The organism is Candidatus Amarolinea dominans (assembly GCA_016719785.1).
GTDB classification, from domain to species: Bacteria; Chloroflexota; Anaerolineae; order SSC4; family Amarolineaceae; genus Amarolinea; species Amarolinea dominans.
Window position 1 is genome coordinate 1 of record JADJYJ010000007.1, and the last position, 25,243, is coordinate 25,243.

The following is a 25,243-nucleotide window of genomic DNA, read 5'->3' on the forward strand; positions in this document are numbered from 1 at the left end:
CATCTCGATGAGTCAGAAGCAAGGAGAGTTGACATGACCCATGTACTGGTTCCCCATTGGCAGGAAAAGGTGATATTCTCGCCGGCCGGCCCACAGCCGCAGGTTGTGGCCGAGAGCGACAAGTTCAAGACGATCATGGCCGGGCTGGAGCCTGGGCAGAAGATTCCCCCGCATCCAGAGGCAACCGCCATCTATCACTTCCTCGACGGCAGCGGCTGGATGCAGGTGGACGATGAGCGTTTCGCGGTCGCGGCGGGCGCTACGGTTTTCACCCCGGAAGGCGCGAAGCGCGGCATCGAAGCCGACAGCCGGCTGGCCTTCCTGGCAACGCGGCTGGCGTAAGAAATCACACAGGATTGACAGGAGTATTCCAATGCCGACCAATCTGCACCCTCTCTTCGTTCACTTCCCCATTGCCCTTTTGCTCAGCAGCGTCGCCTTCAGTTGGGCCGGGCGGCTGTGGCAAGGTAAAAACTTCGACCAGGCCGCGTGGTACACCCTGCTGCTTGGCCTGGCCGGCACGCTCGTCACTCTGATCACGGGCCTGCTCGCTGCGCAAGGCGTCCCCGCGGACAGCCCGGCGCTGGCCACCCTCAACACCCATAAACTGCTGGGGATCGCTACGTTCGTGATCTTCGGCATGCAGGCCCTCTGCGCGTATCGCAGCAAGGGCGTCTACAGCCCTGGCAAACGCATCTTGCACACGGTGATTCAACTGATCGGCGTCGCTCTGATCGTTGTGGTCGGTCTGTATGGCGGCGAATTGGTCTACACATTTGGCGTCGGGGTCTCGGCCATCGCACCATGAGGTTGAACATGAATCGTATCTCGTTTTCTCGGTTGTCCCTGTTATCAGTCTTGAGCCTGCTGCTGCTTGCGGCGTGCAGCGCGCCGGCGCCCCAGGTCGCTTCGACGCCAGGCAACAGCGCGCAGGCATGGGCATGGGGATGGGCATGGCGAGCGGCATGATGGAGCGCCATCGCGCACAGGTTCCGGCGCCGTATGCCGGATTATCCAGCCCGGTGAAGGCTGATGCGGAATCGCTGACGCGGGGCGCGGCCGTTTTTACGGCCAACTGCGCCACCTGTCATGGCGACGGCGGCATGGGCGATGGCCCGGCCGGCGCCAGCCTGAACCCTGCGCCCGCGGCGGTTGCCCACACCAGTCAGATGATGGGCGATGACTATCTGTTCTGGCGCATCAGCGAGGGCGGCGTCTCGTTTACCACGGCCATGCCGGTTTGGAAAGAGGCGTTGACTGAGCAGCAGCGCTGGGATGTGATCAACTACGTGCGCGCCCTGGGCCGCGGCGATGTGAAGCCGGGCCAGGCAGTGGGCGGCGCTGCATACGATCCACAGGCCGAGGCGGCGCAGCGCGCCGAGGTTCTGGCGCAGTCCGTGGCCAAAGGCCAGATCACACAGGCGCAAGCAGACAACTTCACCATCGTGCATGCCGCGCTGGAAGATCACATGGCTGCATCCCCGCATGACTCGGGCAGCGGCAATCCGGCTGAACGCCAGGCCGCGGTGCTGGCCGAACTGGTGCAGGATGGCGCGATTACGCAGGCCCAGGCTGACATGTTCAGCAAGACGCACGATCTGCTGCACGCAGCCGGCTTGATCGAATAGCTGCATCGGAGAGACCTCATGTTGAATCCCTATTTTCTGTTCGCCCTGCTCTACATCATGCTGGCCGTCCTGGCGGCGTTGGATTCGTCGTTGGCAAGCCTGAATCTCCTCCCCTGGTTCAACGGCCTGCGCTGGCTGCGGGTTCACCTGATCACCCTGGGCACACTGACCGAGATCATCTTCGGACTATTGCCCATCCTGGTGGCGACGCGCAGCGGGCGGCCGCGGCCCAGCATTCGTTGGGACATCTGGCTCATCCTCAACGCAGGGTTGCTTACCCTGCTCGTGGGGATTCCCCTGGTCAACACCCCGCTGATCTTCGTGGGCGGCACGCTGGTTTTTGTGGCGACATCCATGCTGGTGCAGCACGTACATGAACTGCGCGGCGCGGCCGTGACACCGGCGAGGACGGCGCCCAGCGGGCGCATCTTCTACCTGGCCGGACTGAGCTATTTCCTGCTCGGAATTATCGTTGGCACCGGCCTGTGGATGGGCTGGGGTGAGTGGCTGCGCATCGCCGTTCCAATCGAGGTGCATATTCACGCCAACAACTGGGGCTTCATGGCGTTGGTCTTCGCCGGGCTGATCGTGGATCTCTACCCCGATTTTGCGGGGCGCAGTCTGGCCTGGCCGCAGTCGCTCAAGCCGATCTTCTGGATGATGACCCTGGGCGCCTTGCTCCTTGTGCTCGGCCCGTGGGTGCAATCCACCTGGTTTACGGTGCCAGGCATTCTGCTGCACCTCAGCGCCACGGGCTGGCTGCTGCTCAATGTGATCAAACCGCTGAGAGGCGAGCGCAGCGCGTGGGGGCCGGGCCTGTGGCACTTGCTCACATCCTATGTGTGGATCATTGCGCCAGTGCTGGTGGCGCCGCTCATCATCCTGAAGGTTCCCGGCTTCCCCGGCGCGGGCATCGAACAGAATGCGCCGCAGGCCTTGATCTACGGCTGGGTGCTGCAGTTCGCTTACGCGCTGCTGCCCTACCTCTTCACGCGCTTTTTCTTGCCGAACGAACCGGCTAAGTTAGGCGGCAACTGGTTTACTCTGCTCACCGTTCACCTGGGCGGCGTGTTTCTTTGGGCCAGTATCTTCATCACCGATTCGTATACGGTCCTGCACGGCACAGCCTACGCGCTGTGGGCTGCTTCACTGATTCCCATCGTGTTTGATCTGTGGCGCATCGCACGCAAAGGCTGGTCACGCCTGGAAAGTCAGAGCGTCGCACCGTTTGCCGAAAGCGGCCGCGCCGCAAACTAAACGAATCGTTTGCCCCCGTTTTGAACCCAGTCCCTGCGGGCCGTGAGTATCGTCACGGCCCGCAGGGATTTTTGCGTGTCAGCGGCAGTTGGTTGCGGGCACATCGGCCAGGGGATGATAGGTGCGTGTGTCTGTGCCGTAGACCCAGACGTTGCTGAAGGTGGGCACGCCGGGCACATCCACCCAGAAGTAAATCTGATTGGCCGGGTCGCGCGCCAGGCTGAGGTCGAAATCGGCGAAGTCCCAGGCGGTGAAGGTGACGTTGCCGACCGTCAGCGACCGCGGCGCGCCGGCGATGCCCTGCGGTGCTTGATCCACGCCGCTGTTGACCGCCCAATGCAGGCGCACATCAGGCTGCCAGGCGCGGTCGCCCACCACGGCTTGCAGGCTGTTGGCTACGAACAGATGGACGCTCAGCATGCCCCGCGTGGCCTGCGCCACCGGCAGGTTGCCGGCGCTCTGCACCGAGACGATGCGCGCATCGAGGGCCAACGGCCGTCCGGCCGCCACCCCGCTTGGCGCCCGCACCGCGGCCGGGCGGGTCAGCGGGCTGCTGCCATGCGACCAGACGTTGTGCGCGGCGCTCTCCTCATCCACGGTGACGAAGAAGTGCAGCGTGTTGGCGGCATTACGCGCCGCGCTGACATCCACGTCGTTGAAGTCCCACACCGGGAAGGTGCGGCCGGCATCGGTGGCCAGGCGCTTGTCCCCGCGGCCCACGAAGGTCGCTGGCTCGCTGTTCTGCGCCATCCACAGGCGCACGGTGGGCGTGGCGCTGCAACTCACCGGGTTCAGATTGCCATCCGCAAACAGATAGGCCGTGACATTGGCTTGATCGGCCTGGCTGACCGCCGCGCCGTTGTGCGGCCACACGATTTCGATCCTGGCCTGCATCCCGGCGACGGGCGTGGTGGTCGCCACGGGCGCAAGGACGGTCGGCGCAGGGGATAGGCCGGGAGTGGGGGTGCCGGTTGGCCTGGTGATAATGCCCGGCGTGGCCGTGGGTTGACCCGGCCCGCTCGGCGTCGGGGTCGGAGTCAGCGCCGTTGGCGTGGCCGTAGCGGTCGGCGTTGGCGTCGCCGTCTCAGTCGGCGTCGGTGTGGCCGTCTCGGTCGCGGTTGGCGTGGCCGTGTCGGTCGCGGTCGGCGTGGCCGTCCCGGTCGGAGTAGGCGTGGCCGTGGCGGTCGGCGTTAGCGTCGCCGTGGCGGTCGGGGTCGGCGTAGCCGTCTCGGTCGGAGTTGGCGTCGCCGTGTCGGTCGGCGTCGGGGTGGCTGTATCCGTGGCGGTCGGAGTAGGCGTGTCGGTCGGCGTCGAGGTGGCCGTATCCGTTGCCGTCGGCGTTGGCGTAGGCGTCACCGGGCGATAGTTGAGCACCAGGCGCGGCTGCAAGGCGCCCGTGGTGATTTCGTTGCTGGCGAGATCGAAACGCACCGGCGCATCGCTGGTGGCCCGGATCAGCAGTCCGAAGTTGGGCGTCTGCCCGCTGAGCCAACGCTGCACGAGCGGCGTGATGTCCAGGCGGTACCAGATGTGGTCGCTGAGCAGCACGCCGGTGGCTGCCGGCGCCTGACGCTTGTCGCCGCCTGGCGTCCCCCAGGCGGTACCCGCGGCCGCCTCCTGCCAGGTCACTGTCGCCGGATCCCAGTCCTGCGTCACTTCGTAGGCCGCGATGAAGAGCCGGGTGCTGGCCGAACGCTGACGGGCGTGAATCTCCAGCGTGGCCTTAGAGACATCGGCGAAGCCCCTCAGGTCGGGCAGGTCGAAGCGCAGCAGGACGGCCGAGCGGCCGCCGGACTGCACGGCCAGCAGCGGTTCTTTGCCGAAATTGGCCGTGGGCGCGTCGGCCCGGATAGCCGCATCGCCGCCGCCCTCGTAACCGGCGCGCCCCTGCTGCAGGATGACCACCCCGGTGGGAACCGTGGTCGGCGTTTCGGTGGGGGTGTCCGTAGCCGTCGGCGTAATGGTTGGGGTGTCGGTCGCGGTCGGCGTGTCGGTCGGCGTTGGTGTGTCGGTCGGCGTCGGGGTATCCGTGGGGGTATCGGTCGGCGTCGGGGTGTCCGTAGCCGTTGGCGTATCGGTTGCGGTTGGGGTGTCCGTAGCCGTCGGCGTAACGGTTGGGGTGTCGGTTGGCGTCGGGGTGTCCGTAGCCATTGGCGTGTTAGTCGGCGTCGGCGTGTCGGTCGCGGTCGGTGTGCGCGTCGGCGTCGGTGTGATGGTCACAGTCGGCGTCCGGGTAGCCGTGGGCGTCGGTGTGATGGTCGGGGTCGGGGTGTGCGTCGGCGTCGGTGTGATGGTCACAGTCGGCGTCCGGGTAGCCGTCGAAGTCGGCGTCCAGGTGCGCGTCGGCGTGATAGTCGGCGTCGGCGTTGGGGTAGCCGTCGAAGTCGGCGTCCAGGTGCGCGTGGGCGTGATGGTCGGCGTCCAGGTGCGCGGCGTGAGGGCCAGGGCGCGAAGGGGCGGCGCGTAGGCGTCGGCGCGGTGGGGGTGTTCGTCGGCGCGGTGGGGGTCACGGTCGGGGTGCCGGCATTGCGCAGGTCGAGCCAGAGCATGTGCAGGATCGGTTTGGCGCCTGAGCCGGTGTATTTGATCTGGATGTCGGCTCCGTTGTCGAGCCGATTGCCGGCAAAGAGGGTCAACGGCGCCGAGGTGTACCAGCGCCAGGCGCCGGTGCCTTGACGGTTGATGGTCAGCGGCTGGGGCGTGCCATCCGCATCGGACGTATAGATGATATAGAAATCGCTAGGGTCGTTGTCCACATACGCCAGGCGCAGCGTCACGTTGCTCAGTTGGCGCCCGGCGTGGACCGTGTCCACCACATCGAATCCCAGCAGCGCGGACTGCATCTGCTTGGCGTGGCGCGAGTAGATGGACGCGACTGGGAACGGCAAGCCGGGAGTGTTGCAGGGCAGAGGATTAGAAGCAGTGGGGGTGATCCCGCAGAAGGCGCTGAGGTGAAGCGGCGCAGGCGATGTCGCGATGACCTTGATGTAATGCTCGAAGTCGCCGGGCCAGCCGCTGCAGTAACCGTTGCAGTAGGTATCGGGAGTTGGCTTGGGAGTGCCGATCGGATACTCCGTCTCGCGCAAGACCACCCAGAGTTGGTCATTGGTAGCGGCGGTCTTACCCAGTTGGCGTTCGATCCAGTCACTAAAAAGAACGGGAAAGACGGCATCGCCCGTCGCGGGATTGGGCGTCTGCACGGCGTTGAGGCTGAGCGTGGGCGGGGTGGTGCATATGTCGTTGCCATCGGTCGGGCTGCAGAACCAGGGGTCCTGGACATCCACGAAGTCCACGCGCGCATTGAGCGCGGCCAACCATGACCAGTAGCGCCATTGTAGCTCTGAATTATTGCCGCTGGGGAAACCCGTTACCGGCTCGAACTTGACGGGCAAGATTTCCGCGTAGCGTTTGATCAACTCCAGCGAGCCGCAGTCCAGGCCCGACGGCGTAGGGGTGGTGGTGAGGACGGGCGGGTGTTCGACAAAGGCAGGCACGTCCGGGCTCATGCCGTTGAAGCCAACGCCGATGTGACGTGGGTTGTAGGAGAGCATCAGGTTGACCCAGTCGCAACGGGCTTGGTCAGTCGGCGCCGGCGCGAAGTTGAGGTAGACTGGCTTGTCAGGGAAGGCGTCGTGAAAAGCCTCGATGGCGTTGGTGACAAAGTCGGTCATTTGCTGCTTAGTGACCGGGAAGTAATCGTCGTTGCCTAGTACATGACAATAATTGGCGCCGATCTGCGTCTCGTTGTCATAACCGCCGGCAATGATGACGCCAGCAATGCGGGGGTCGTTGTTCCACTGGCGGCCGGCGGCCAGGACGAAGCGGCGATATTGATCCTTGAAGCCGCTGTGGTTGAAGGCCGGCACCTTTTGCCCGACAGGCGCCAGCGGGGGGGCCACGGTCAGAAGATAATCCACTGGTCCGCTGTAGTCGCACTTACCTGGATCACCTTGCGTCCAGAAGACAGGCAGGGTCAGCCAGACCGGACGCGGAATCGCGGTGCCGTTAGCCAGTGTGACGTGCTGGGCCGCAATCTGAGCGACTTGGGTTTCAATTGCGGACCAATCAAGCTCGTTATTTATGGAATGAACGTCATCCCAGATGACATCAATGTGAGAGGCGAGGGCGGGAAAACTCGTGGGCAGCGGCGTTGTCGGCTGGTAGTCGTCGCGACGCACCAGGATGTAGTTACGTGTGGGGGTGGCGGTGGGTGTGCGGGTGGCGGTGGCGGTTGGCGTGCGCAGGTCACGCACGCTCGTCGGCGTGGGGGTGGGTGTCCCAGGAATGATAGGGATGAGCGGACGCAGCAGGAAATAGAGCACAAGACACAGAACGATCAGGATAAGGATCAGGATCGGTAGCCAGCGGCGTTGGTTCTGCATTGGGCGTCCTCCTGGAGCGACTAGGGTTCAGTCCTCAGTCTGCGAGTGCCACCACCCTCATGGCGCCATCATGTCGCGCCGCAGGTGCGTGGTAAATGGCGTCAACTCAACGGCGGCCGATGCGTACTCGCCACATGGCGGGGCCTTCTTCCAGGTATTCCCAGGTGAACTGACCGGTCAGCTCCGCCTGGAATTGATAGTACAGCGGCTTCGGATTGTGGTCATTGACCAAGATAAAACTTCCGCCCGCTTCCAGTCCATCGAACAGGTCGAAGATCAAGGGGTGGCGCTGAGCCGGGTGAATCGGGCGAATATCCAGGACGGTTTCGTTACTCATGTTGCACTGTTTCCTCATGGTTGTTGATGTCGGGTCAGGTAGGGGTAGATAATAGCACGTTTTGGCCGTAGAGACAAAGCAGAGCGTTACAGGTCAGGAGCGCGCATTTCAGCCCTGATGCACAGCCCACGAGGTGGGCTTCGCAGTCGTTGCAGCGACTTGCAGTCGCCGGGGCCTGCGCCTGGATTTGGCAGCAAGAGGCGGCCATCACCCTGAACAAGACGGTGGGCGCCGACCCGAATACCTGCGCCCTGACTGATGAAATCACCGTGGCGTCCGGCACTGAGGTGACCTACTGCTACACGGTGGAGAACACCGGCACCGTGGAACTCAATCTGCACGACCTCGACGACAGTGAGCTGGGTTCGATTCTCAACGGTTTTCCCTTCGCGTTGTCGCCCACCGCATCGGCGTTCATGACCACAAGCACGATCATCAATGTCACCACGGTCAATACGGGAACCTGGTCGGCCTATAACGCCGGCCCGGTCAACCTGGTGACGGCAACGGATGCGGCCACGGTGACCGTGCAGTCGCCGACGGCTGCGACGTTGGCGGATCTGGCGGCCGGTGTAGATCGGATGCCTGCGCCGACGGCTGCGCCGTTGGCGGCCCTGCCGGCAGCCGCAGCGGCTGTGCTGGGTGCAGCCTTTATCTGGCGCCGCAAGCGCAAGTGATGTATCGCAAGAAGTGGAAGGACACTCGAAGCCCTAACCTGGTATCGCGGTCGGCGCCGCGGTGCGGCGCTGAATCTCCTCACGCACCACTGGCGCCACCTGCGTACCGAGCAGTTCGATGGCCCGCATCACCTTTGCATGCGCGATGGTCCCCACGCCAAGCTGCAGGAGCAGCCGCTGATGACCGAACAGCTCGTGCTGGAAGAGAATTTTCGCGCTGATTTCCTCTGGGGCGCCGACGAAGTCCGCGCCGCGCAGCCGCCGCGACGCTTCGAATTGCTGGCGACCGATGTTGCCCCAACCGCGCTCGCGTCCGATCCTGTTCATCATCAGGGCGTAGCTGGGGAAGTAATCGTCCGCGGCCTGTTGCGAGTTGTCGGCCAGAAACCCATGCGAATTGATGCTAAGACTGAGCTGGGTATGGCCGGCGCGACGGCCCGCTTCTCGATAGTGTTCCACCAGCGGGACAAAATGTTCGGGCGCGCCGCCAATGATGGCGAGCGCCACCGGCAAGCCAAGCCGGCCTGCGCGCGCAATGGACTCCGGTGTGCCGCCAACCGCAATCCAGACCGGCAGTGACTGCTGCACCGGCCGCGGATAGACCCCAAGATCGCGCAATGGAGGCCGATGGACGCCCGACCAGGTGACGCGTTCGGAGGCGCGCAGGCTCAAGAGCAGGTCGAGCTTCTCGCTAAAGAGGTTGTCATAGTCTTTCAAGTCATAGCCGAACAGCGGGAACGACTCAATGAACGAACCGCGGCCGGCCATGATCTCGGCGCGGCCGTTGGAGAGCAGATCGAGCGTGGCAAAGTCCTGAAAGACACGCACCGGGTCGTCAGAGCTGAGGACCGTGACCGCACTGGTCAGGCGGATGCGCTTGGTGCGCGCAGCCGCGGCAGCCAGAATCGTCGCCGGCGAGGAAGAGACAAAATCGGGCCGGTGATGCTCGCCAATCCCAAAGACGTCCAGACCGACCTGATCCGCCAATTCAATGGTTTCGAGCAGATTGTGGACGCGCTGGGCCGGATTCACACTGGCGCCGGTGAGCGGGTCAGGTGTCAGCTCAACGAAAGAATAAATACCCAGTTCGAACGCACGGCTGCGTGCAGCGGGCTGAGGGGACAGTTGGACTTCCATTGTTTACTCCTGTTTACTCCTGTTTGCTCCTGTTTGCTCCTGTTTGCTCCTGTTTGCTCCTGTTTGCGTGAGATCCTCGACTCGGTGTTTTTCTTCTCTGTCCAGGGCTACCCGCAACGGCTGAGCGCGTTTCCAGCCAGCCAGCCGGTGGTCCACGCACTCTGAAAATTGAAACCGCCGGTCACACCATCCACATCCAGGATTTCCCCGGCCAGATAGAGACCAGGGCAGCGGCGACTCTGCATGGTCTTGAAATTGACCTCGTCCAGGGTCACGCCGCCGCAAGTGACGAATTCTTCCTTGAACGCGCCCTTGCCCTCGATGGCGTAGGCGCCGGCCGTCAACTCATCCAGCAGACGCTGTAGTTGCAGCCTGGTCAGATCGCCCCAGCGCTGGCCCTCGCTCACCCCGGCCGCCAGAATCAGCCGTTGCCACAGGCGCAGCGGGAGATCAAAGAGCGCCTGGCTGCCCGGCGCCCGGCGCGCCTGTGCGACTCTGACCGCGTGCAGATGATCGTGGGCATCCAGTCGCGTCCAGGCCGGCAGCCAATTGATGCGCAACTGCGCCTGGTAGTGCTGATCGTGCAGCACGCGCGCGCCCCACGCCGACAGCTTGAGCACGGCCGGCCCGCTCAGCCCCCAGTGCGTGATGAGCAGCGGGCCAGATTGCGCGAGTCCGCTGTCCACCAGGCGCAGATGCACCAACGGCGCCGACACCCCGGCCAGGCCGGCCAGCCGCGCGTCGCGCACGGTGAAGGTGAACAGTGAAGGCGCCGGCGGCTGAATGGTGTGCCCCAACTCCTGCGCCCAGGCATACGCCCGGTGTTCAGCGCCGGTCGCCAGCAGCACGTCATCCGCCGCCAGCGTCTCTCCGGTCGCCAGGTCAATCTGAAAGCCACCCGCCGGCCGGCTCACCCGCGTCACCTGCGCCTGGGTTCGCAGCGTCACCCCGGCTGCGTGCGCGGCGTGCAGCAGGCAAGCCACAATCGTCGCGGAGGAATCGGTCACCGGAAAGACGCGGCCGTCCGCTTCGGTCTTGAGCGGTGCCCCGCGCGCGGCAAACCAGGCGATGGTGTCACGCGGCTGAAAGCGCGTGAACGGCCCGCGCAAGGCCTTGCCGCCCCTCGGATAAAATGTCACCAGTTGCGCCGGGTCGAAGCAGGCGTGGGTGACATTGCAGCGCCCCCCACCGGAGATGCGCACCTTGCCCAGCGGCTGCGTGGCCTTTTCCAGGATCGTCACCTGCGCCTGCGGATTCGCCTCCGCGCAGGTAATCGCGGCCATGACCCCCGCGGCCCCGCCACCGATGATGGCGACCTTCGTCTGTGAGTTCATGGTCGCTATTGTAGTGCAACGAGAGATGTTCGCAAACTTGGAGAATTGTCTTGCCTGTGCCGGTTGTTACCCGGATTAGCCGCTGGGCGCCCCCCGCAGGCCACGGCCACGGTTACCGCGGTCCAGCCGCCGCGAACGGAATCGCCAATGCGGTAATTCATGGGGTGCTCAGGCCCTGGAGTTGCAGTCGTTGCCACTCTCGGACGCAGACGATCAAGTTGCGCGCAAACTCATCAAAATGGGGGCATCTCTGCCGTAGCACGGGTAGGCGGATTGCTTCCGAATCCGACGCCAGAGCGATCACCGGGAAGCTCTCTGCCACAACCCGACGCGCCAGGCAAGGAATGACGGGATAATCGCTGTTGCCCTCCAGCACGAAGCCCAACTTAAGACTCGACATCGAAGCTCCCCTGAGACCATAGTTCGCCCAGTGTTTGCTCACCGCTTTCAAGAATGCTCTTGAGGATCGGATGACTCGTGAACAGGTCTTGGCCGACTGATGCGAATCTCGTCTGCCCGCGTTCCGTGAGCGACGCCAGCAGTATCTCGGCTGGATCGAGCAGATCAACGAGGTAGGGCGAATGCGAGTTGACCAGCACTTGCGCGCGCCGGCCGCCGTCCATGCCGCGTTCACTGATCCCGCGCAAGGTGTCTGCGATGAAGGGCAACCGTCCGGGATGTACGCCGTTCTCCGGTTCCTCGAAGCATACCAGCCCGGGCGGCTGCGGCGCGTAAGCCAATGCCAGTAGCGCGAGAAAGCGCAGAGTGCCATCCGAAAGCACTCGGGCGGTGAACTCACGCCCATCGTCGCGTATCACTGCCAACAGGCGACGACGGTCGCCTGTATCTAGTAAACGGATGCCCTTTGCTTCTGGAATGCCCCGTCGGAGGGCACGCTCAGCCGACGCGAAGCGCGCCGTATCTCGACTGCTCAGCGTATCGTAGAAGCCGGACAGTCCACGTCCGCTCGGCTCCAATTCGAGGATATCCATCGCGGGAGAAGGTTCTCGCAGGGCTTCCGGCTCGAAGTGAAAAAACCGCCATGAGCTTAATTCGCGTGCCACAGCGACAACGTGTGGATACAGTTCGGCATCATCAATCATTGTTAGCACAGAGCGCGATGCTGGAGAGGGAAAATGGCGAGACTTGCCTGATTTCGCCGTGTCGCGATTGACCGAGACCTGTCGCTTGCCACCTCGATCCGCGGTTCCGCTATTGGCGTCGCGGTGTTTGCCGATTCTCCCTGTCGTGATGAAAGGACGGTACTTGATTCCCGACACCGTGCGGCCTCTGAGCTGTTCCGTCTCCACCTCAAGCAGACCGTTGCGGAAGACGATCTCGACTTCATAATGTAGGTTCGGATGGGTGAGCGGCTGATCTCCGTAGAACGGGTGAGGCGTACCGGTCAGGTCGAACTCACAAACCAGGCTCAATCGTGGTTGGCTTTCAGTGAAGAAGGATTCCACAGGGTCGCCGCGATGCCGCTCGGGTTTGAAGGCGCCTGCTACTGGCATCTCGGCCAAATGCGAGAGCAGCCGCAGCGCGTCGAACAAGTTGCTCTTGCCGGTATTGTTACGTCCGACGATCACAGTAAACGGCGTAAACTTTGCAGTCGAACCCTGTAGGCTTTTGTAACCAGATATCGTGACCTGCGTCAGCATGTCATTTTGCCTCCACTTCCAACCTTCCACGTCTTCGTGCCGTCCGGTGTGGTAGGCCGTCATCGTCGCGTTTGCGCTCCCGGGGAAGTTCGGTCATGCGCGGCGCCACATGCACCACATGGAGGGCGTAGAGAGCAAATTGTACCACTCGCCCGCACCCGCTGCCAACTATTGACGGCCCCAACCACTGTCTCTCGGGGAAGGGACTGCAGCGTTTGCGTTGGTTCTGGGACACCTCCTGTCTGGTGGCGCAGGATCAAGTCTGGTTCACCGATCAGCTCCGTGCTGCAACCGGCGCCTTTGTTATTCGGCAACCGTCAGTCGCCGGGGCCGTCAACGCTCTCAATCAGCCCAGCTTCTCCCCAGTCGGCGCTCCCTGAGCCTGGCGAAAGGCTGCACGGAATGGCTTGATCCGCATGTTGTGCCAGGGTGCAGGGACTCGACGACTGCCCCTCATCGGCAAGCCCGAGTGGCCCCCTATCACCCGTGAAGAGCCGGCCCCTATTGCCGCCTACACGTGGCGCATTACAACGCGGGATGATATACTGCAAGCGGGAATAGATTTCAAACCAAGGACTGCGGGGGTTTTGGGCCTGTCTCCAAGCCAGAAACCCCTACCATGTACAGAGAACTAAAGTGTACACCTGATTGTGCCTGGCGGCCTGAAGTGGGGCACCAGAGCACCCCACTTTTGCGGCGGTGGCGTGGCCCCAACTGTCAGGGCGGCAGCGTGGGGGCGGGGCTGGGCGGGGACTGTATCAAGACCCTGCGCTGTGTGGCTGGGGGCCGCCCACGGCCCTCGGGGCGCGTGCACGGCCTCAGGGCTGGCTGAGTCAGCAATCAGGCGCTTTACGCTCCGCATGCCTGGGGGCGGGACCGCGACAAACGGATTAGCGCGCCCGTGTTTCCCGGCACCCCCCCTGGTGCCAACGCAACGACCTGCGGCACTCAGGACCTGAGGGGGCCTGCGATCCGCAGCCGGCCCCGCTGCTCGGCGTGTGCGGGAGGGCTGTTGCCCTCCAGGCGTCAGAGGGGGGGACGGTCCGGGGCCCGTGGCGGCCACTCCGCGGGCCCCCGGGCCAAGGGCCCTGGCCGGGCACTACCGGCGTCCGCCCGTGGGGCTCCGGGCCCACCCCGACGGGGGACGGGTGCGGGGGGCGTCTTGACGCGGCGCCCCGCCCTTGGCCGTGCCCACAGGGTGACTGCCGAGGGGCGGCCGCGGGGGTCGGGCCGCATGGCGCGGGGGGCCTTCGGGGGCGGGGTTCATGGGCTCCGCTACCCCGCCTGTCTGGGGGCATGGTCCCACCTGCGGCGGGCGGGCTGGGACTCTGCCACCTGCACCCGACGCGGGCGTCACTGCGGAGCGCTTGCGCGCGGGAACTCCAGGGGCGACCTTGCGCCAGCGAGTTTTGCGGTATTGCGATTTCACTTTTCCGCCCAAGGAAACAGGCGCAATTCATGCCCGCTTGCAGTATACTTGTTCATCTCATCTACTGCACAGGGGAGTTCCAACCGCCCATATTCGACCAGTTTCGCTATCTCCCAACATGAAATGGCACTGACCCCAATAACATCCGCCTCATGAGTCTCAATAATCTCCGCTCGTGTTTGGCTGAGTCGTTCATCGCCATGTACCCACCACACCCATATATGTGTGTCCAGGACAATCATTGCAGTATTTCCCACTCAGCTTCGGCGACACTCCAACAGGGGCCAGTATACTTGATCGGTTTACCACGCAAAGGATAACGCGGACTGTGTTTTTGTTCGCGCTTGTAACTACGCACGATAATCTCGACCTTATCACCTATCAAGAATGGTAGGTCCTTGATAGCAAGGGTTCCATCTTTAGCAATAGTTGTCTCAGCACGGTAGGTTTGCATGTTTCTCCTCGCATTCACAAAACTTGTGTATGCCAATTATACCATCGCCGCCGGCAGGACCGATACTGAGTTTCCACCCGACCGATCCGTTCGGCGGCCTTCCCGCCCAATTGGCCCATCGGCTCAGCCACACGCAGCGTCTGAGCCGGTGACGGTTTCATCCGCCGCCTGATTGAGTCTCAATGCTCAAGGTGCAGGGACTCGACGACTGCCCCTCATCGGCAAGCCCGAGTGGCCCCCTATCACCCGTAAAGAGCCGGCCCCATGAGTAACTGTCTCAAGCCCCTGCCGGCTGAACTCAGCCTTTTCTCTCATTTTGTAGAATTTCTTTCACACCTTGCTGCAACTGTGGAATTTTCTTTATGACAACATCCCACACAATATCATAATCAACGCCAAAATTACCAGTTCCGATTCTCGCTGAAGGAAGGGGATAATAATGACGCCGTCGGTACATCAGAGAGTATGGTTTGGCTTTGGGATCGCGCAAGATGATGCGACTTACAGCCGTCTGGCCATCAAGATGTCCGGCCGACCATAGCCATTGGCATCAGGCACGACTCCGACGATCTTGTAACCACACTTCAGGTAGAATTCGAAAGGATGTCCCTTCAGGTTGCGAATAGCAGTCACGTGCGCCCAGGTGTCCTGGTAGAGATCAACGCCGCTCAGCGTGGTCATGTCGGTCTCGTCGTCCGTACCCAACAACATCGTAAGCCCGCCCCGCTGCCTGACCTCATGTTCGAGGGTCGCAACGAGACTGCGGCCGATGCCTTGCCCTTGCGACCGAGGATGCACCACCAGCGGGTGAAGCTCCCAGACACGCGCATAAGCGTGCTGTCCTCCAATCCAGCCATGCACCCTGCCTTCGTCGTCTCGCGCCGCCAGGCAGAGCTTTTGCTCATGCAGCGCCTGATGCACCTCTTCGATGGCCGCATCGAGATCGGGCCAGGCGTTGGGAGCCATCACCACAAAGCCGGCCACGAGCGCTTCCGCAGCCTGCTGAATGGCTAAAGTGTCCGTTGGATCTAGGCGGGTGATGAGCATGATTTATGTTCTCAGCAGGGACTTGCTTTGCTGCTTCTCCGAGTTTGGATAGGAGTGTCTATCATAGCCATGCATTCCCACTCGTACGCAGATTTGTCAGGTTATAGATGACGTCAGCCACCACCTGATCGAAAACGCTGATCAGGCCAGGGCCGAACAGCATGACTAAGGCCCACTGAGATTCCTTTTCTACCAGTCTTGCTTCGTTAGAGAAGACCTGGATTCGGTGGTCTATCAGACGCACCGTCAGCGGCGTGCCATCAGCAACGACAATATCATGGCCGGTAAGTAGATCATCGGGCTGGAGGTTACTACCCACCATGATTCCATCACACCTGATTACGATGTCTGACTCGACACGAAACCATCCACCTTTCCAGGCGATTTCCAACAGTCGCGGTGGCATGGTGTCAAGTACAAAACGCTTCTTCGGCATTGTTCTTGCTCTGTAAGGTATTCGACAAACGATCGCCCGCTGCTTTCATCGAAGCGATTAGCGCCGCAGTCACCTAAGGGGCCAGTGATAGCACTTCATCAACAGTATCACCGACCACAATGAGGTTCGGTAGATCAGGACTGCTGCCCACATAGCGATAATCGCTGCCGTCGTTCAGCTCTTCGATCAGCAGCGAGAGATCGTAGAGCGCCATTGTGTTGTCTCCATTGGAATTCATCATTTGAACCTCTCTACTGAAGCAGGAAACAGTATCGGTTCCACTAGAAACGTCACCCCTTGTGGCCCTGTCACTCCACCAAGTGTACGCCCATCCCTTGGCCCTGTCAAACCTGGATTCCCTCTCATCATCTCTTTGACAAACTCCCCTTCTTCGTGTACATTACATCCATGCTTACGATCACGACTGCTCGACTCGTCAGGAGGCCCAGGCGCACGGCTGCCGGTTATGACCGGTTTGGTCGCACGCCTCTGCGGCGTTGACCAACGCGGTCACGTTGACCTGTAGCCGTCCAAGCCACGAGGGGAAATGTCCCCTGCGTGGCTTTTTTGTGCCATACAAGCAAGCAAAGGAGTTCATCCAATCATGTCTGTTCGTCACCAAATCAAAAAGTGCGTGCTGGCCTACAGCGGCGGCCTTGACACGTCGGTCATCGTTCCCTGGTTGCGCGAAAATTACGGCTGCGAAGTCGTCTGCTTCACGGCTGACCTGGGCCAGGCGGAAGAACTGAGCGGTCTGGAGGCCAAAGCCATCGCTTCCGGCGCCAGCAAGTGCTATGTCGAAGACTTGCGCCTCGAATTCCTCAACGATTTCGTCTTTCCCACCCTGCGCGCGGGCGCCATCTATGAACGCAAATATCTGCTGGGCACTTCCTTCGCCCGGCCTTTGATCGCCAAGCGCATGGTGGAGGTAGCCGAAGCGGAGGGCGCTGACGCGGTGGCGCATGGCGCGACCGGCAAAGGCAATGACCAGGTGCGCTTCGAACTGACGGTCATGGCGCTCAACCCGCGCCTGCGCATCATCGCGCCCTGGCGCGAGTGGGAGATTCGCAGCCGCAAAGATGCACTGGAGTACGCGGCCAAGCACAACGTGCCCGTCACCGCCACGGAGAAGTCCATCTACAGTCGGGACCGCAACTTCTGGCACATCAGCCATGAGGGCGGCCTGCTCGAAAATCCCTGGCTGGAGCCGGAAGAGGCCATGCACCAGCTTTCGGTCGCGCCAGAGCAGGCGCCCGATCAGCCTGAATACCTGGAGATTGACTTCAAGCAAGGGCTGCCGGTGCGCGTCAACGGCGTGGCGCACGGCCCGCTCGGCATCATGGAGGCCCTCAACGCCATCGGCGGCCGCCATGGCATCGGCCGCGTGGACCTGGTGGAGAATCGCCTGGTCGGCATCAAGTCGCACGGCGTCTACGAAACCCCTGGCGGTACTCTGCTCTACCTGGCCCATCAGGGCATCGAAGAGCTGGTGCTCGATCGCGAGACGCTGCACTACAAACTGCAGGTGGCGCTCAAGTATGCGGACCTGGTCTACAACGGCCAGTGGTTCACCCCGCTGCGCGAGGCGCTGGACGCGTTCGTCAACGTCACGCAGCACAACGTCAGCGGCCGCGCGCGCTTCAAGCTCTACAAGGGTCAGGCCATCCTGGTCGGCCGCCAGTCGCCGCACAGCCTCTACCGCGAGGATTACGCCACCTTCGATCAGGACGATGTCTACAACCAGCAGGATGCCGAAGGCTTCATCAAGCTGTTCGGCCTGCCGCTGAAGGTGCAGGCCATGATTGACATCGAGGGCAGCGGCGTCAGCAAGTACCGGCAGCCCGACTTTTCGCAGTTCAAGCGTGACTCGAACGCCGCGCGGAGGTGATTGGATGAGTGATGTGACGATACCCGGCTTCGTGGCGAGCGGCGTGGCGGCCGGCATCAAGAGGACCGGCGCGCTCGATCTGGCGTTGATCGTTTCCGAACTGCCGTGCGCGGCGGCCGCGGTCTTTACGCAGAACAAGTTCGCCGCGGCGCCGGTGGAGTATGACCGGCATATCCTGGCGGTCAACAGCGACGCGATGCAGGCCGTGCTCATCAACAGCGGCTGCGCCAATGCCTGCACCGGCGTGGAGGGCCTGGCCAACGCACGGCGCATGGCCGAGCTGGCCGAGCAGGCGCTGGGACTGCCGCCCACGGCCTGCCTGGTGATGTCCACCGGCGTCATTGGCGTGCAACTGCCCCTGGAAAAACTACTGCGCGGCGTGCCGGACGCGGTCAACGCGCTGGCCGCTGACGGGCTTGACCGCGCCGCGCTGGCTATTATGACCACCGACACGCGGCCCAAGACCGCCCGCGGCCAGTTCACCCTGGCGAGCGGTGAAACCGTCCACCTCTGGGGCATGGCCAAAGGCGCAGGCATGATCCACCCCAACATGGCGACCATGCTCAGCGTGGTTTTAACAGACGCCGCGATCACGCCGGCGGCGCTTGATCGGGCGCTGCGCCACGCGGTTGACCGCAGCTTCAACGCGGTCACGGTGGATGGCGACACCAGCACCAACGACACGCTGGCTGTGTTGGCGAATGGCGCGGCCGGCAATCCCCCACTGGCGCCCGACTCGGCCGCTTTCACGGCCTTCCAGCAGGCGCTGACCGCCGTCTGCCTCAGCCTGGCGCAGCAGATTGTGCGCGATGGCGAAGGCGCCACCAAGTTCGCCGCCATCACCGTCAGCGGCGCGGCCTCGGACGCAGACGCTCGCCTGGCCGCAAAGGCGGTCGCCCATTCGCCGCTGGTCAAGACGGCCCTCTACGGCGGCGACGCCAACTGGGGTCGCATCCTGGCCGCCGTTGGCTATTCGGGCGCGCAGGTTGACCCCGATCGAGTGGCGCTGCACTTTGGCAGCGCCGCGTTCAACCTGACGCCGCTGCAAGTGGTGGCCGCGGGGCAACCGCTGCCTTATGACGAAGCCGCAGCCACGGCGCGCTTTACGCAGCCAGAAATTGAAGTGCTGATCGAACTGGGGCTTGGCGCAGGTCAGGCCACGGTCTGGACCTGCGATCTGAGCCACGCGTATGTGGACATCAACGGGCATTATCGGACGTAGGATCACAAGACGGGGACGCGAGAGAGAACGACGAAAGGAAAAACCATGGAATATCGTAAATTGGGACGCACCGGCCTCGAAGTCTCGGCTCTTTGCCTGGGCACGATGCAGTTTGGCTGGACCGCGGATGAAACCCAGGCGGCCGAGGTGATGGACGCGTTTGTGGCAGCCGGCGGCAACTTCATTGATACCGCAGACGTCTATTCACGCTGGCATCCGGGCAATCCCGGCGGCATCTCTGAAGAAATCATCGGCCGTTGGCTGCAACAGCGCGGCAACCGGCGGCAGGTGGTGCTGGCCACGAAAGTGCGCGGGCGCATGTGGGACGGCCCCAACGGTGAAGGCCTGAGCCGGGCGCACATCATCCAGGCCTGTGAAGATTCGCTGCGCCGCCTGCAGACCGACTGGATTGACCTCTATCAGACTCATTGGTACGACGCGGAGACGCCAATCGAAGAAACCTTACGCGCCCTGGATGACCTGGTGCGTGCTGGCAAGGTGCGTTACATCGGTTGTTCGAACCTCCCGGCCTGGCGCTTGACCACGGCTCTCTGGCAGAGCGACAAGCTGGGCCTGGCGCGCTACGATGCCCTGCAGCCGCACTACAGCCTGGTTCACCGCGCTGAGTTCGAGCGTGAGATGGCCGATCTCTGCCGCGAGCAGCAGCTTGGCGTCATCCCCTATAGCCCGCTGGCCGGCGGTTTCCTGACCGGCAAATACCGCAAGGATCAGCCGCTGCCCGAGTCCGCGCGCGCCAACAGCGTGCGCCGCTACTTCACCGAGCGTAACTGGGTCTTGCTGGAGGCGATGGAGAGCCTGGCCCGGACGCACGGCAGGACCGTGTCGCAGATCGCGCTGGCCTGGCAGTTGGCGCAGCCGGTCATCACCTCGCCCATCATCGGCGCCAACAGTGTGGAACAACTCAACGAAAGCCTGGGTGCGGTGGGCTTGGGCCTGGCCGACGACGAGATCAAACGCCTCAACGACCTGTCGAGCTGGGCAGACTAAGATGCACATGACACAGAACCGCACACTGCCCCCAGCTTCATCTTCGCCCAAGCTGTGGGGCGGCCGCTTCGACGCCGCGCCTGACGCGCTGATGGAGCAGTTCAACGCGTCGCTGCCGTTCGATCAAGCTCTGTGGGCGGCGGACATCCGGGGCAGCCAGGCCTATGCACGGGCGCTGGCCCGCGCCGGGTTGATCAGCCTGGCCGAGCGCGACCAACTCCTGGCCGGGCTGGATGCCGTGGCGGAGGAGTGGGCACGGGGCGTTTTCGCGCCTCATGCCGGCGATGAGGACATCCACACCGCGGTCGAACGGCGCCTGGGCGAGGTCATCGGCGGCGTCGCGGGCAAACTGCACACCGGCCGCAGTCGCAACGACCAGGTCGCCACCGATGTGCGCCTGTGGCTGCGCGATCAAATTGACCAGTTGGCCGCGGCGCTGCGTGACCTGCAGGCGGCCGTCATCGCGCTGGCTGAGGCGCATCTCGCTGTGCTCATGCCCGGCACGACGCACATGCAGCCCGCGCAGCCCATACGCTTCAGCCATTGGGCGCTCAGCTTCTTCTGGATGTGGCAGCGCGACCATGAACGCCTGACCGAGGTGCGTCGTCGGGTCAACGTCTGCCCGCTTGGCTCGGGCGCGCTGGCCGGCACGCCGTTCAACGTGGATCGCGTCGCGCTGGCCGCAGACCTGGGCTTTGCAGCCATCAGCGCCAACTCCCTGGACGCGGTCAGCGATCGTGATTTTGTCGTGGAATTCCTGGCCTGGGCCGCGCTGCTCGGCATTCACCTCAGCCGCCTGGCCGAAGATCTGATCCTGTGGTCGAACCCGCAGTTCGGCTTCGTGCGCGTGGCTGATGCCTACAGCACCGGTTCCAGTTTGATGCCGCAGAAGCGCAATCCCGACGCGATGGAGCTGGTGCGTGGCAAGAGCGGCCGCCTGCTGGGCAACCTGGTGAGCCTGCTGACCACGCTCAAGGGCCTGCCTTCGACCTACAACAAGGATTTGCAGGAGGACAAGGAGCCGCTGTTCGACACGGTGACTACCCTGACGCTGGCGCTGCCGGTCACGGCCGGCGTCCTGCGCACCCTGCAGGTCAATCCAACCCGCATGCAGGCCGCGCTGAGCAGCGACATGCTGGCGACTGACCTGGCCGATTACCTGGTGCGCCAGGGGACGCCCTTTCGCCAGGCGCATCACCTGGTGGGGCAAGCGGTGCGCCGGGCCGAGGCGTTGGGCCTGACCCTCAGCACCCTGCCGCTGGCCGAGCTGCAGGCTATCTCGCCCCAGTTTGGCGCGGATGTGGCCGCGCTGTGGGATTTCAACCATTCGGTGGAGCAGCGCGCCACGCCCGGCGGCACCGCCGCCGCCGCGGTCGAGACACAGTTACGCCAGGCGCGGCAGATTCTGGCAGGCGGCTGATCTAGCGGTGTGAGAGGGCGGATTGAATCGTTCCGGCAAACTTCTCGACCCATTGGCGCTGTTCTGGCGTGTCTGGCACCACCGCGCCTCTTGCGCTCTCGATCTGCTGGAAGGCGCGCTCGAGATTGACGCCCGCGTTGACCAACAAACTCGCGGCGAACACTGCGGAGCGCCCAATCCCCTGACGGCAGTGAATCGCGACCGTTTTGCCCTCGGACAGCAGCGCGGCGGTTCTTTCGACGAAGGTCCGCATCTCGCCAAACGATGACGGCACGGCGCGATCGCGAATGGGAAGGGACAAGAACTGGATTCCTTGCTGCGAACTCATGGTCGCTTCCTGGCTGAGTCCCAATTCGCTGCTTTCATGGGGCGTAAGCAGCGAAACAACGACATCGATGCCGTTTCGTCGCCAGTGGCCGATCTCATCGGACAGCCAGTCGTCCCCGCGCGGCCGGCCAACGATCGCCAAACGACCGGGCCAGGGACCATCTAGCCAGTAAATCGCATTCATAAAACACCACCTTTGGCAATCACTTCACGGGGCAAGACATCAACATCAACACCTCGCTCACGCAGCACTTTTAGACGATGATGACCATCCAGAATCGTGCCATCCGCGCTGGTTTTGAGTGATCCCGCCTGACCAGGGCGCAACGAATCAATCAACACATCGGTCGCCAAGTGCCGAAACAAATCAAGTTTCAGCTCGACTAGATGATGATCCGGATGCAGTGGTCGCAATGAAGGCAAACGCCTGTCGCTCAAACGCCCCATCGCCTTAATCACTCGTCACGATCGAAATGCCGCGGACTGCCCGAAAGCCCCTCTGTGCCATAAGGGCAAGAGCACTTGTCATGATTCTACTACCGTGTACGGAAAATTCAAAACCTCGATCTTCGTTTACTGGTTCAGCTGAGAGTCGCTCGCTTTGTGAGGGCGACCCCACTGTTCGCCGCCGTCCACGATAAGCGTTTCGCCGGTGATGTAATCTGCGCGGGCCAGGAAGACGACGGCATCAGCCACGTCCTGCGGGGACCCCCAGCGCTTGAGCAGCGTGCGGTCTGCCACCTGCTGCAGCTTCTGCGGGTCGTAATGGGACGGGGCGAGAACCGCGCCCGGCGCCACCGCGTTGACGCGAATCGCCGGCGCCAGTTCCAGCGCCAGTCCGCGCGTCAGTGCCAGCAGGCCGCTCTTGCCCACGCTGTGCGCGATGAAGTTGGGCCACGGCTCGAAGGCCGACAGATCCAGGATGTTGATGATGACGCCCGCGCCCTGCGCCTGCATGAGCGGCGCTGCGGCCTGGGCCAGGAAAAAGGGGCCATCCAGGAGAACGCTGAGCACCTGGCGCCACTCCTCGATGGTGGTGGTCATCACCGGCGTGGTTTGGAAACGCGACGAGCTGTTGACCACGATGTCCAGGCGGCCAAATGCAGCCTGGATTTGCGCCACCAGCGCCTGCACCTGGCTCACATCCGAGACATCGGCCTGGATGGCGAGGCCAGCCACGCCCAGCGCATGGATCTCGGCCACCGTGGCCTGCGCCTCAGTCACCGACGTGTGATAGGCGATGACCACATCCGCCCCCGCCTGCGCCAGGCCCAGCGCAATCGACCTGCCCACGCGGATCGCGCCGCCAGTCACCAGCGCCACTTTGCCCTGAATGTCCATCCTATTCGCTCTCCCTGCTTCAATGCCTTGCCAGATAGACGCAAAACGAGCCGCGGCGGTCACATCTGCGACCCCCACGGCTCGTTCGTTCTTGTTTACAACAGTCCTCGGCCCGTAGGTCACGCCTCCGGCGTGACGACAACCTCCGCCGCAGGGCCTGCTTCTCTCGTCCAACGTCGTCCGGCCAGGAGGCCGGACCTACAGGTTCGCGGCGTCAGGCGGGCGGCACGACGCTCATGGTGCTGCGGATGAGATCGGCCGACTTCTGCAGCATCGCCTTCTCATCATCGGTCAAGGCCACTTCGATGATCTTCTCCACGCCGTTGCGGCCCAGGACGACCGGCACGCCGAAGTAGATGTCCTTCAGGCCGTACTCGCCATCCAGGTATGCGGAGCAGGGGCGAATCAGCTTCTTGTCCTTGAGAATGGCTTCCACCATCTCGGCCGCGGCTGCGCCAGGAGCGTAATAGGCGCTGCCGGTCTTCAGCAGATTGACGATTTCGCCGCCGCCCTTGCGCGTGCGGTCCACGATCGCTGCCACACGCTCGGCCGGCATCAGCTCGCTGATGGGAATGCCGGCCACGTTGCAGAAGCGTACCAGGGGCACCATCTCATCGCCATGACCGCCCAGGACGAACGCCTGCACGTTTTCGATGCTGACGCCCAGTTCCTGAGCCACAAAGGTGCGCATGCGCGCGCTGTCCAGGATGCCGGCCTGCCCCACCACACGGTTCTTGGGAAAGCCCGATGCCTGGAAGGCTACATGGGTCATGGTATCGAGCGGGTTGGTGACAATAATGATGATCGCGTTGGGCGAGGTGGCCGCAATTTGTGAGGCCACGGCGCGCACGACGCGCGTGTTGATCCCGACCAGGTCCTCACGCGTCATGCCTGGCTTGCGCGGCACGCCTGCGGTGACAACCACCACGTCGGAATTGGCCGTCGCATCATACGAGGTGGCGCCAGTCACCCGCGTGTCGTAACCGACAATCGGGCCGGCCTGCAGCAGGTCCAGGGCTTTACCCTTGGGCATATCCTCGGTCTGAGGGATGTCCACCAGGACAATGTCGCCCAGCTCGCGCTCGGCCAACCAGGCTGCACAGGAAGCGCCGACCATACCGGCGCCGACAATTGTAATTTTGTTGCGCATCGTGATACTCCTTTGTTGACGATGATTTCGTGATTGAGTCAGGGTTTTAGCACGGGTTGTACGCTAAAACGCGTGAGCACTTATCGCTTACGCGGCCAGCGGCGCCGGCATCGCTGCGGGCGCCGTCCTGGCCGGCATTTCAACCTGAATGCCATCGGCAGCCAGCACCGGAACCAGGGCGGCGATGGCGCAGGCCAGCATCGAGTCATCCGGCTCGCGCGTGGTCAGCCCTTGCAGCCACAGGCCGGGCTGAATGAGCGCGCGTACCAGGCGATTATCGAGATGACTGGCGGTGTAGCGAATGAATTCATACGCGATCCCGGCCAGGACCGGAATCAGCAGCAGGCGCGAGGCCAGGCGCAGATACCACTGGTCGAAATGGAACGGCGCGAAGAGCACAATCGAGAGCGCCACCACGATGAACAGGAAACTGGTGCCACAGCGCGGATGCTGCACCGTGAACTTGCGTACTTCGGACGGGGTCAGGGCAACGCCGGCCTCGTACGCGTTGATCGTCTTGTGCTCGGCGCCGTGGTACATGAAGACCCGGCGGATGTCTGGCATAAGACCGATGACCCACAAATAGGCCACGAATAGCCCCAGACGCACAACACCCTCGATGGCGGCGCTGGCGAGCTGCCCGGGGAACCAGCGTTCCAGAAAATGGGCGATGGATGTCGGCAAGAGGAAGAAGAGGCCGATGGAAACCAACAGGGAGAAAGCCACCGTGGTCCAGGCCACGGGGCCGCTGAACTCGATCTTCTGTTCCTCTTCGCTCATGGCCACGTCAGCCGACCACATGAGCGCGCGCATGCCCAGGCCCAGGGTATCCCAGAGCAATGAAAGGCCGCGCACGAACGGCCATTGGCCCCACGAACTGGTATAGATGCGAGCCGTCAACGGCTCTTCGTGTATCACGATCTCACCGCTGGGGTTACGCACAGCAACGACCATGCGCTGGCGTCCGCGCATCATCACCCCTTCCATGACCGCCTGCCCGCCGTAGTAAAATTTACTCAATCTAACACCTCGATCAAAAATCTACGCACACGCCAGATGGGGGGATTGACACAATCTGGTGTGGAGATTTTACCCGATGAAGTGCAGC

At 63.0% G+C, this 25,243-nt stretch carries 24 protein-coding genes; 9 read left to right on the forward strand and 15 right to left on the reverse strand.

Annotation, left to right across the window (positions count from 1 at the left end; genetic code table 11):
* Nucleotides 1–33: 33 nt before the first annotated feature.
* The 4 genes from IPM84_09875 to IPM84_09890 all read left to right on the forward strand — a co-directional run bounded on the left by IPM84_09875 (nt 34) and on the right by IPM84_09890 (nt 2,885).
* Nucleotides 34–342, forward strand: coding sequence for a cupin domain-containing protein (locus IPM84_09875; protein ID MBK9093073.1), 309 nt, complete (start codon nt 34–36; stop codon nt 340–342).
* A 31-nt stretch (nt 343–373) separates the two neighbouring features.
* Nucleotides 374–808 (forward strand): DUF2231 domain-containing protein, encoded by a 435-nt coding sequence (locus IPM84_09880; GenBank protein MBK9093074.1) that lies wholly within the window; start codon nt 374–376, stop codon nt 806–808.
* A gap of 73 nt (nt 809–881) precedes the next feature.
* Nucleotides 882–1,628 carry a cytochrome c gene (locus tag IPM84_09885; GenBank protein ID MBK9093075.1) on the forward strand — a complete coding sequence of 249 codons (747 nt, stop codon included), beginning with the start codon at nt 882–884 and terminating at the stop codon, nt 1,626–1,628.
* An 18-nt stretch (nt 1,629–1,646) separates the two neighbouring features.
* On the forward strand, nt 1,647–2,885 hold the full coding sequence (locus IPM84_09890; GenBank protein MBK9093076.1) for a hypothetical protein: 1,239 nt from the start codon (nt 1,647–1,649) through the stop codon (nt 2,883–2,885).
* 78 nt (nt 2,886–2,963) lie between these two features.
* Here IPM84_09890 and IPM84_09895 read toward each other — a convergent pair whose 3' ends face one another.
* The 3 genes from IPM84_09895 to IPM84_09905 form a co-directional block, all read right to left on the reverse strand.
* Entirely contained in the window at nt 2,964–5,036 is a 2,073-nt protein-coding gene (locus tag IPM84_09895; GenBank protein ID MBK9093077.1) for a DNRLRE domain-containing protein, read from the reverse strand.
* A gap of 143 nt (nt 5,037–5,179) precedes the next feature.
* The gene (locus IPM84_09900; protein MBK9093078.1) at nt 5,180–7,267 is read right to left on the reverse strand and encodes a hypothetical protein; all 2,088 of its coding nucleotides are present in this window, start codon (nt 7,265–7,267) and stop codon (nt 5,180–5,182) included.
* A 106-nt stretch (nt 7,268–7,373) separates the two neighbouring features.
* Entirely contained in the window at nt 7,374–7,604 is a 231-nt protein-coding gene (locus tag IPM84_09905) for a DUF2249 domain-containing protein (protein ID MBK9093079.1), read from the reverse strand.
* Nucleotides 7,605–7,753: 149 nt separating this feature from the next.
* On the opposite strand from IPM84_09905, the gene IPM84_09910 reads away from it, so the two are divergent.
* Nucleotides 7,754–8,281: a hypothetical protein gene (locus IPM84_09910; protein ID MBK9093080.1), complete on the forward strand. Its 528-nt coding sequence runs from the start codon at nt 7,754–7,756 to the stop codon at nt 8,279–8,281.
* A gap of 33 nt (nt 8,282–8,314) precedes the next feature.
* Here the strand turns inward: IPM84_09910 and IPM84_09915 are convergent, their stop codons facing one another.
* From IPM84_09915 to IPM84_09945, 7 genes are all read right to left on the reverse strand, one after another.
* Entirely contained in the window at nt 8,315–9,418 is a 1,104-nt protein-coding gene (locus IPM84_09915) for an LLM class flavin-dependent oxidoreductase (GenBank protein ID MBK9093081.1), read from the reverse strand.
* A gap of 107 nt (nt 9,419–9,525) precedes the next feature.
* Nucleotides 9,526–10,752: an NAD(P)/FAD-dependent oxidoreductase gene (locus IPM84_09920; GenBank protein ID MBK9093082.1), complete on the reverse strand. Its 1,227-nt coding sequence runs from the start codon at nt 10,750–10,752 to the stop codon at nt 9,526–9,528.
* Between the two features lie 386 nt (nt 10,753–11,138).
* Nucleotides 11,139–12,413, reverse strand: a complete 1,275-nt coding sequence (locus IPM84_09925) for an AAA family ATPase (GenBank protein MBK9093083.1) — start codon at nt 12,411–12,413, stop codon at nt 11,139–11,141.
* A gap of 1,667 nt (nt 12,414–14,080) precedes the next feature.
* Nucleotides 14,081–14,296: a hypothetical protein gene (locus tag IPM84_09930; protein ID MBK9093084.1), complete on the reverse strand. Its 216-nt coding sequence runs from the start codon at nt 14,294–14,296 to the stop codon at nt 14,081–14,083.
* 501 nt (nt 14,297–14,797) lie between these two features.
* The gene (locus IPM84_09935) at nt 14,798–15,343 is read right to left on the reverse strand and encodes a GNAT family N-acetyltransferase (protein MBK9093085.1); all 546 of its coding nucleotides are present in this window, start codon (nt 15,341–15,343) and stop codon (nt 14,798–14,800) included.
* A gap of 61 nt (nt 15,344–15,404) precedes the next feature.
* Nucleotides 15,405–15,779, reverse strand: a complete 375-nt coding sequence (locus tag IPM84_09940) for a hypothetical protein (GenBank protein MBK9093086.1) — start codon at nt 15,777–15,779, stop codon at nt 15,405–15,407.
* A 73-nt stretch (nt 15,780–15,852) separates the two neighbouring features.
* Nucleotides 15,853–16,020: a hypothetical protein gene (locus IPM84_09945; protein ID MBK9093087.1), complete on the reverse strand. Its 168-nt coding sequence runs from the start codon at nt 16,018–16,020 to the stop codon at nt 15,853–15,855.
* 363 nt (nt 16,021–16,383) lie between these two features.
* Between IPM84_09945 and IPM84_09950 the strand changes: the two genes are divergently transcribed.
* The 4 genes from IPM84_09950 to argH are packed head-to-tail and all read left to right on the forward strand — an operon-like array spanning nt 16,384 to nt 21,317.
* Complete coding sequence (locus tag IPM84_09950; GenBank protein MBK9093088.1) at nt 16,384–17,667, forward strand: argininosuccinate synthase; 1,284 nt, start codon at nt 16,384–16,386, stop codon at nt 17,665–17,667.
* Between the two features lie 4 nt (nt 17,668–17,671).
* Nucleotides 17,672–18,889, forward strand: coding sequence for a bifunctional glutamate N-acetyltransferase/amino-acid acetyltransferase ArgJ (argJ, locus tag IPM84_09955; GenBank protein MBK9093089.1), 1,218 nt, complete (start codon nt 17,672–17,674; stop codon nt 18,887–18,889).
* Between the two features lie 45 nt (nt 18,890–18,934).
* A complete protein-coding gene (locus tag IPM84_09960; GenBank protein MBK9093090.1) occupies nt 18,935–19,897 on the forward strand; it encodes an aldo/keto reductase in 963 nt (320 codons plus the stop codon).
* Between the two features lie 7 nt (nt 19,898–19,904).
* A complete protein-coding gene (gene argH, locus IPM84_09965; protein ID MBK9093091.1) occupies nt 19,905–21,317 on the forward strand; it encodes an argininosuccinate lyase in 1,413 nt (470 codons plus the stop codon).
* A 1-nt stretch (nt 21,318) separates the two neighbouring features.
* Here argH and IPM84_09970 read toward each other — a convergent pair whose 3' ends face one another.
* The 5 genes from IPM84_09970 to IPM84_09990 all read right to left on the reverse strand — a co-directional run bounded on the left by IPM84_09970 (nt 21,319) and on the right by IPM84_09990 (nt 25,122).
* Entirely contained in the window at nt 21,319–21,828 is a 510-nt protein-coding gene (locus tag IPM84_09970; protein MBK9093092.1) for a dual specificity protein phosphatase family protein, read from the reverse strand.
* Nucleotides 21,825–22,082, reverse strand: a complete 258-nt coding sequence (locus tag IPM84_09975; protein ID MBK9093093.1) for a hypothetical protein — start codon at nt 22,080–22,082, stop codon at nt 21,825–21,827. The genes IPM84_09970 and IPM84_09975 overlap by 4 nt, the downstream gene beginning before the upstream one ends.
* Before the next feature lie 135 nt (nt 22,083–22,217).
* Nucleotides 22,218–22,985 (reverse strand): SDR family oxidoreductase, encoded by a 768-nt coding sequence (locus tag IPM84_09980; GenBank protein ID MBK9093094.1) that lies wholly within the window; start codon nt 22,983–22,985, stop codon nt 22,218–22,220.
* Between the two features lie 214 nt (nt 22,986–23,199).
* Entirely contained in the window at nt 23,200–24,135 is a 936-nt protein-coding gene (mdh, locus tag IPM84_09985; GenBank protein MBK9093095.1) for a malate dehydrogenase, read from the reverse strand.
* A gap of 87 nt (nt 24,136–24,222) precedes the next feature.
* Nucleotides 24,223–25,122: a DUF1385 domain-containing protein gene (locus IPM84_09990; GenBank protein ID MBK9093096.1), complete on the reverse strand. Its 900-nt coding sequence runs from the start codon at nt 25,120–25,122 to the stop codon at nt 24,223–24,225.
* Nucleotides 25,123–25,243 lie beyond the last annotated feature (121 nt).

Bases quoted from the DNA above. Each gene is read 5' to 3' on its own strand.
- IPM84_09875 (MBK9093073.1), top strand. From the start codon at position 34: ATGACCCATGTACTGGTTCCCCATTGGCAGGAAAAGGTGATATTCTCG.
- IPM84_09880 (MBK9093074.1), top strand. From the start codon at position 374: ATGCCGACCAATCTGCACCCTCTCTTCGTTCACTTCCCCATTGCCCTT.
- IPM84_09890 (MBK9093076.1), top strand. From the start codon at position 1,647: ATGTTGAATCCCTATTTTCTGTTCGCCCTGCTCTACATCATGCTGGCC.
- IPM84_09895 (MBK9093077.1), bottom strand. From the start codon at position 5,036: ATGGCTACGGACACCCCGACGCCAACCGACACCCCAACCGTTACGCCG.
- IPM84_09900 (MBK9093078.1), bottom strand. From the start codon at position 7,267: ATGCAGAACCAACGCCGCTGGCTACCGATCCTGATCCTTATCCTGATC.
- IPM84_09905 (MBK9093079.1), bottom strand. From the start codon at position 7,604: ATGAGTAACGAAACCGTCCTGGATATTCGCCCGATTCACCCGGCTCAG.
- IPM84_09915 (MBK9093081.1), bottom strand. From the start codon at position 9,418: ATGGAAGTCCAACTGTCCCCTCAGCCCGCTGCACGCAGCCGTGCGTTC.
- IPM84_09920 (MBK9093082.1), bottom strand. From the start codon at position 10,752: ATGAACTCACAGACGAAGGTCGCCATCATCGGTGGCGGGGCCGCGGGG.
- IPM84_09925 (MBK9093083.1), bottom strand. From the start codon at position 12,413: ATGCTGACGCAGGTCACGATATCTGGTTACAAAAGCCTACAGGGTTCG.
- IPM84_09930 (MBK9093084.1), bottom strand. From the start codon at position 14,296: ATGCAAACCTACCGTGCTGAGACAACTATTGCTAAAGATGGAACCCTT.
- IPM84_09935 (MBK9093085.1), bottom strand. From the start codon at position 15,343: ATGCTCATCACCCGCCTAGATCCAACGGACACTTTAGCCATTCAGCAG.
- IPM84_09940 (MBK9093086.1), bottom strand. From the start codon at position 15,779: ATGCCGAAGAAGCGTTTTGTACTTGACACCATGCCACCGCGACTGTTG.
- IPM84_09945 (MBK9093087.1), bottom strand. From the start codon at position 16,020: ATGATGAATTCCAATGGAGACAACACAATGGCGCTCTACGATCTCTCG.
- IPM84_09950 (MBK9093088.1), top strand. From the start codon at position 16,384: ATGTCTGTTCGTCACCAAATCAAAAAGTGCGTGCTGGCCTACAGCGGC.
- argJ (MBK9093089.1), top strand. From the start codon at position 17,672: ATGAGTGATGTGACGATACCCGGCTTCGTGGCGAGCGGCGTGGCGGCC.
- IPM84_09960 (MBK9093090.1), top strand. From the start codon at position 18,935: ATGGAATATCGTAAATTGGGACGCACCGGCCTCGAAGTCTCGGCTCTT.
- argH (MBK9093091.1), top strand. From the start codon at position 19,905: ATGACACAGAACCGCACACTGCCCCCAGCTTCATCTTCGCCCAAGCTG.
- IPM84_09970 (MBK9093092.1), bottom strand. From the start codon at position 21,828: ATGAATGCGATTTACTGGCTAGATGGTCCCTGGCCCGGTCGTTTGGCG.
- IPM84_09980 (MBK9093094.1), bottom strand. From the start codon at position 22,985: ATGGACATTCAGGGCAAAGTGGCGCTGGTGACTGGCGGCGCGATCCGC.
- mdh (MBK9093095.1), bottom strand. From the start codon at position 24,135: ATGCGCAACAAAATTACAATTGTCGGCGCCGGTATGGTCGGCGCTTCC.
- IPM84_09990 (MBK9093096.1), bottom strand. From the start codon at position 25,122: ATGGAAGGGGTGATGATGCGCGGACGCCAGCGCATGGTCGTTGCTGTG.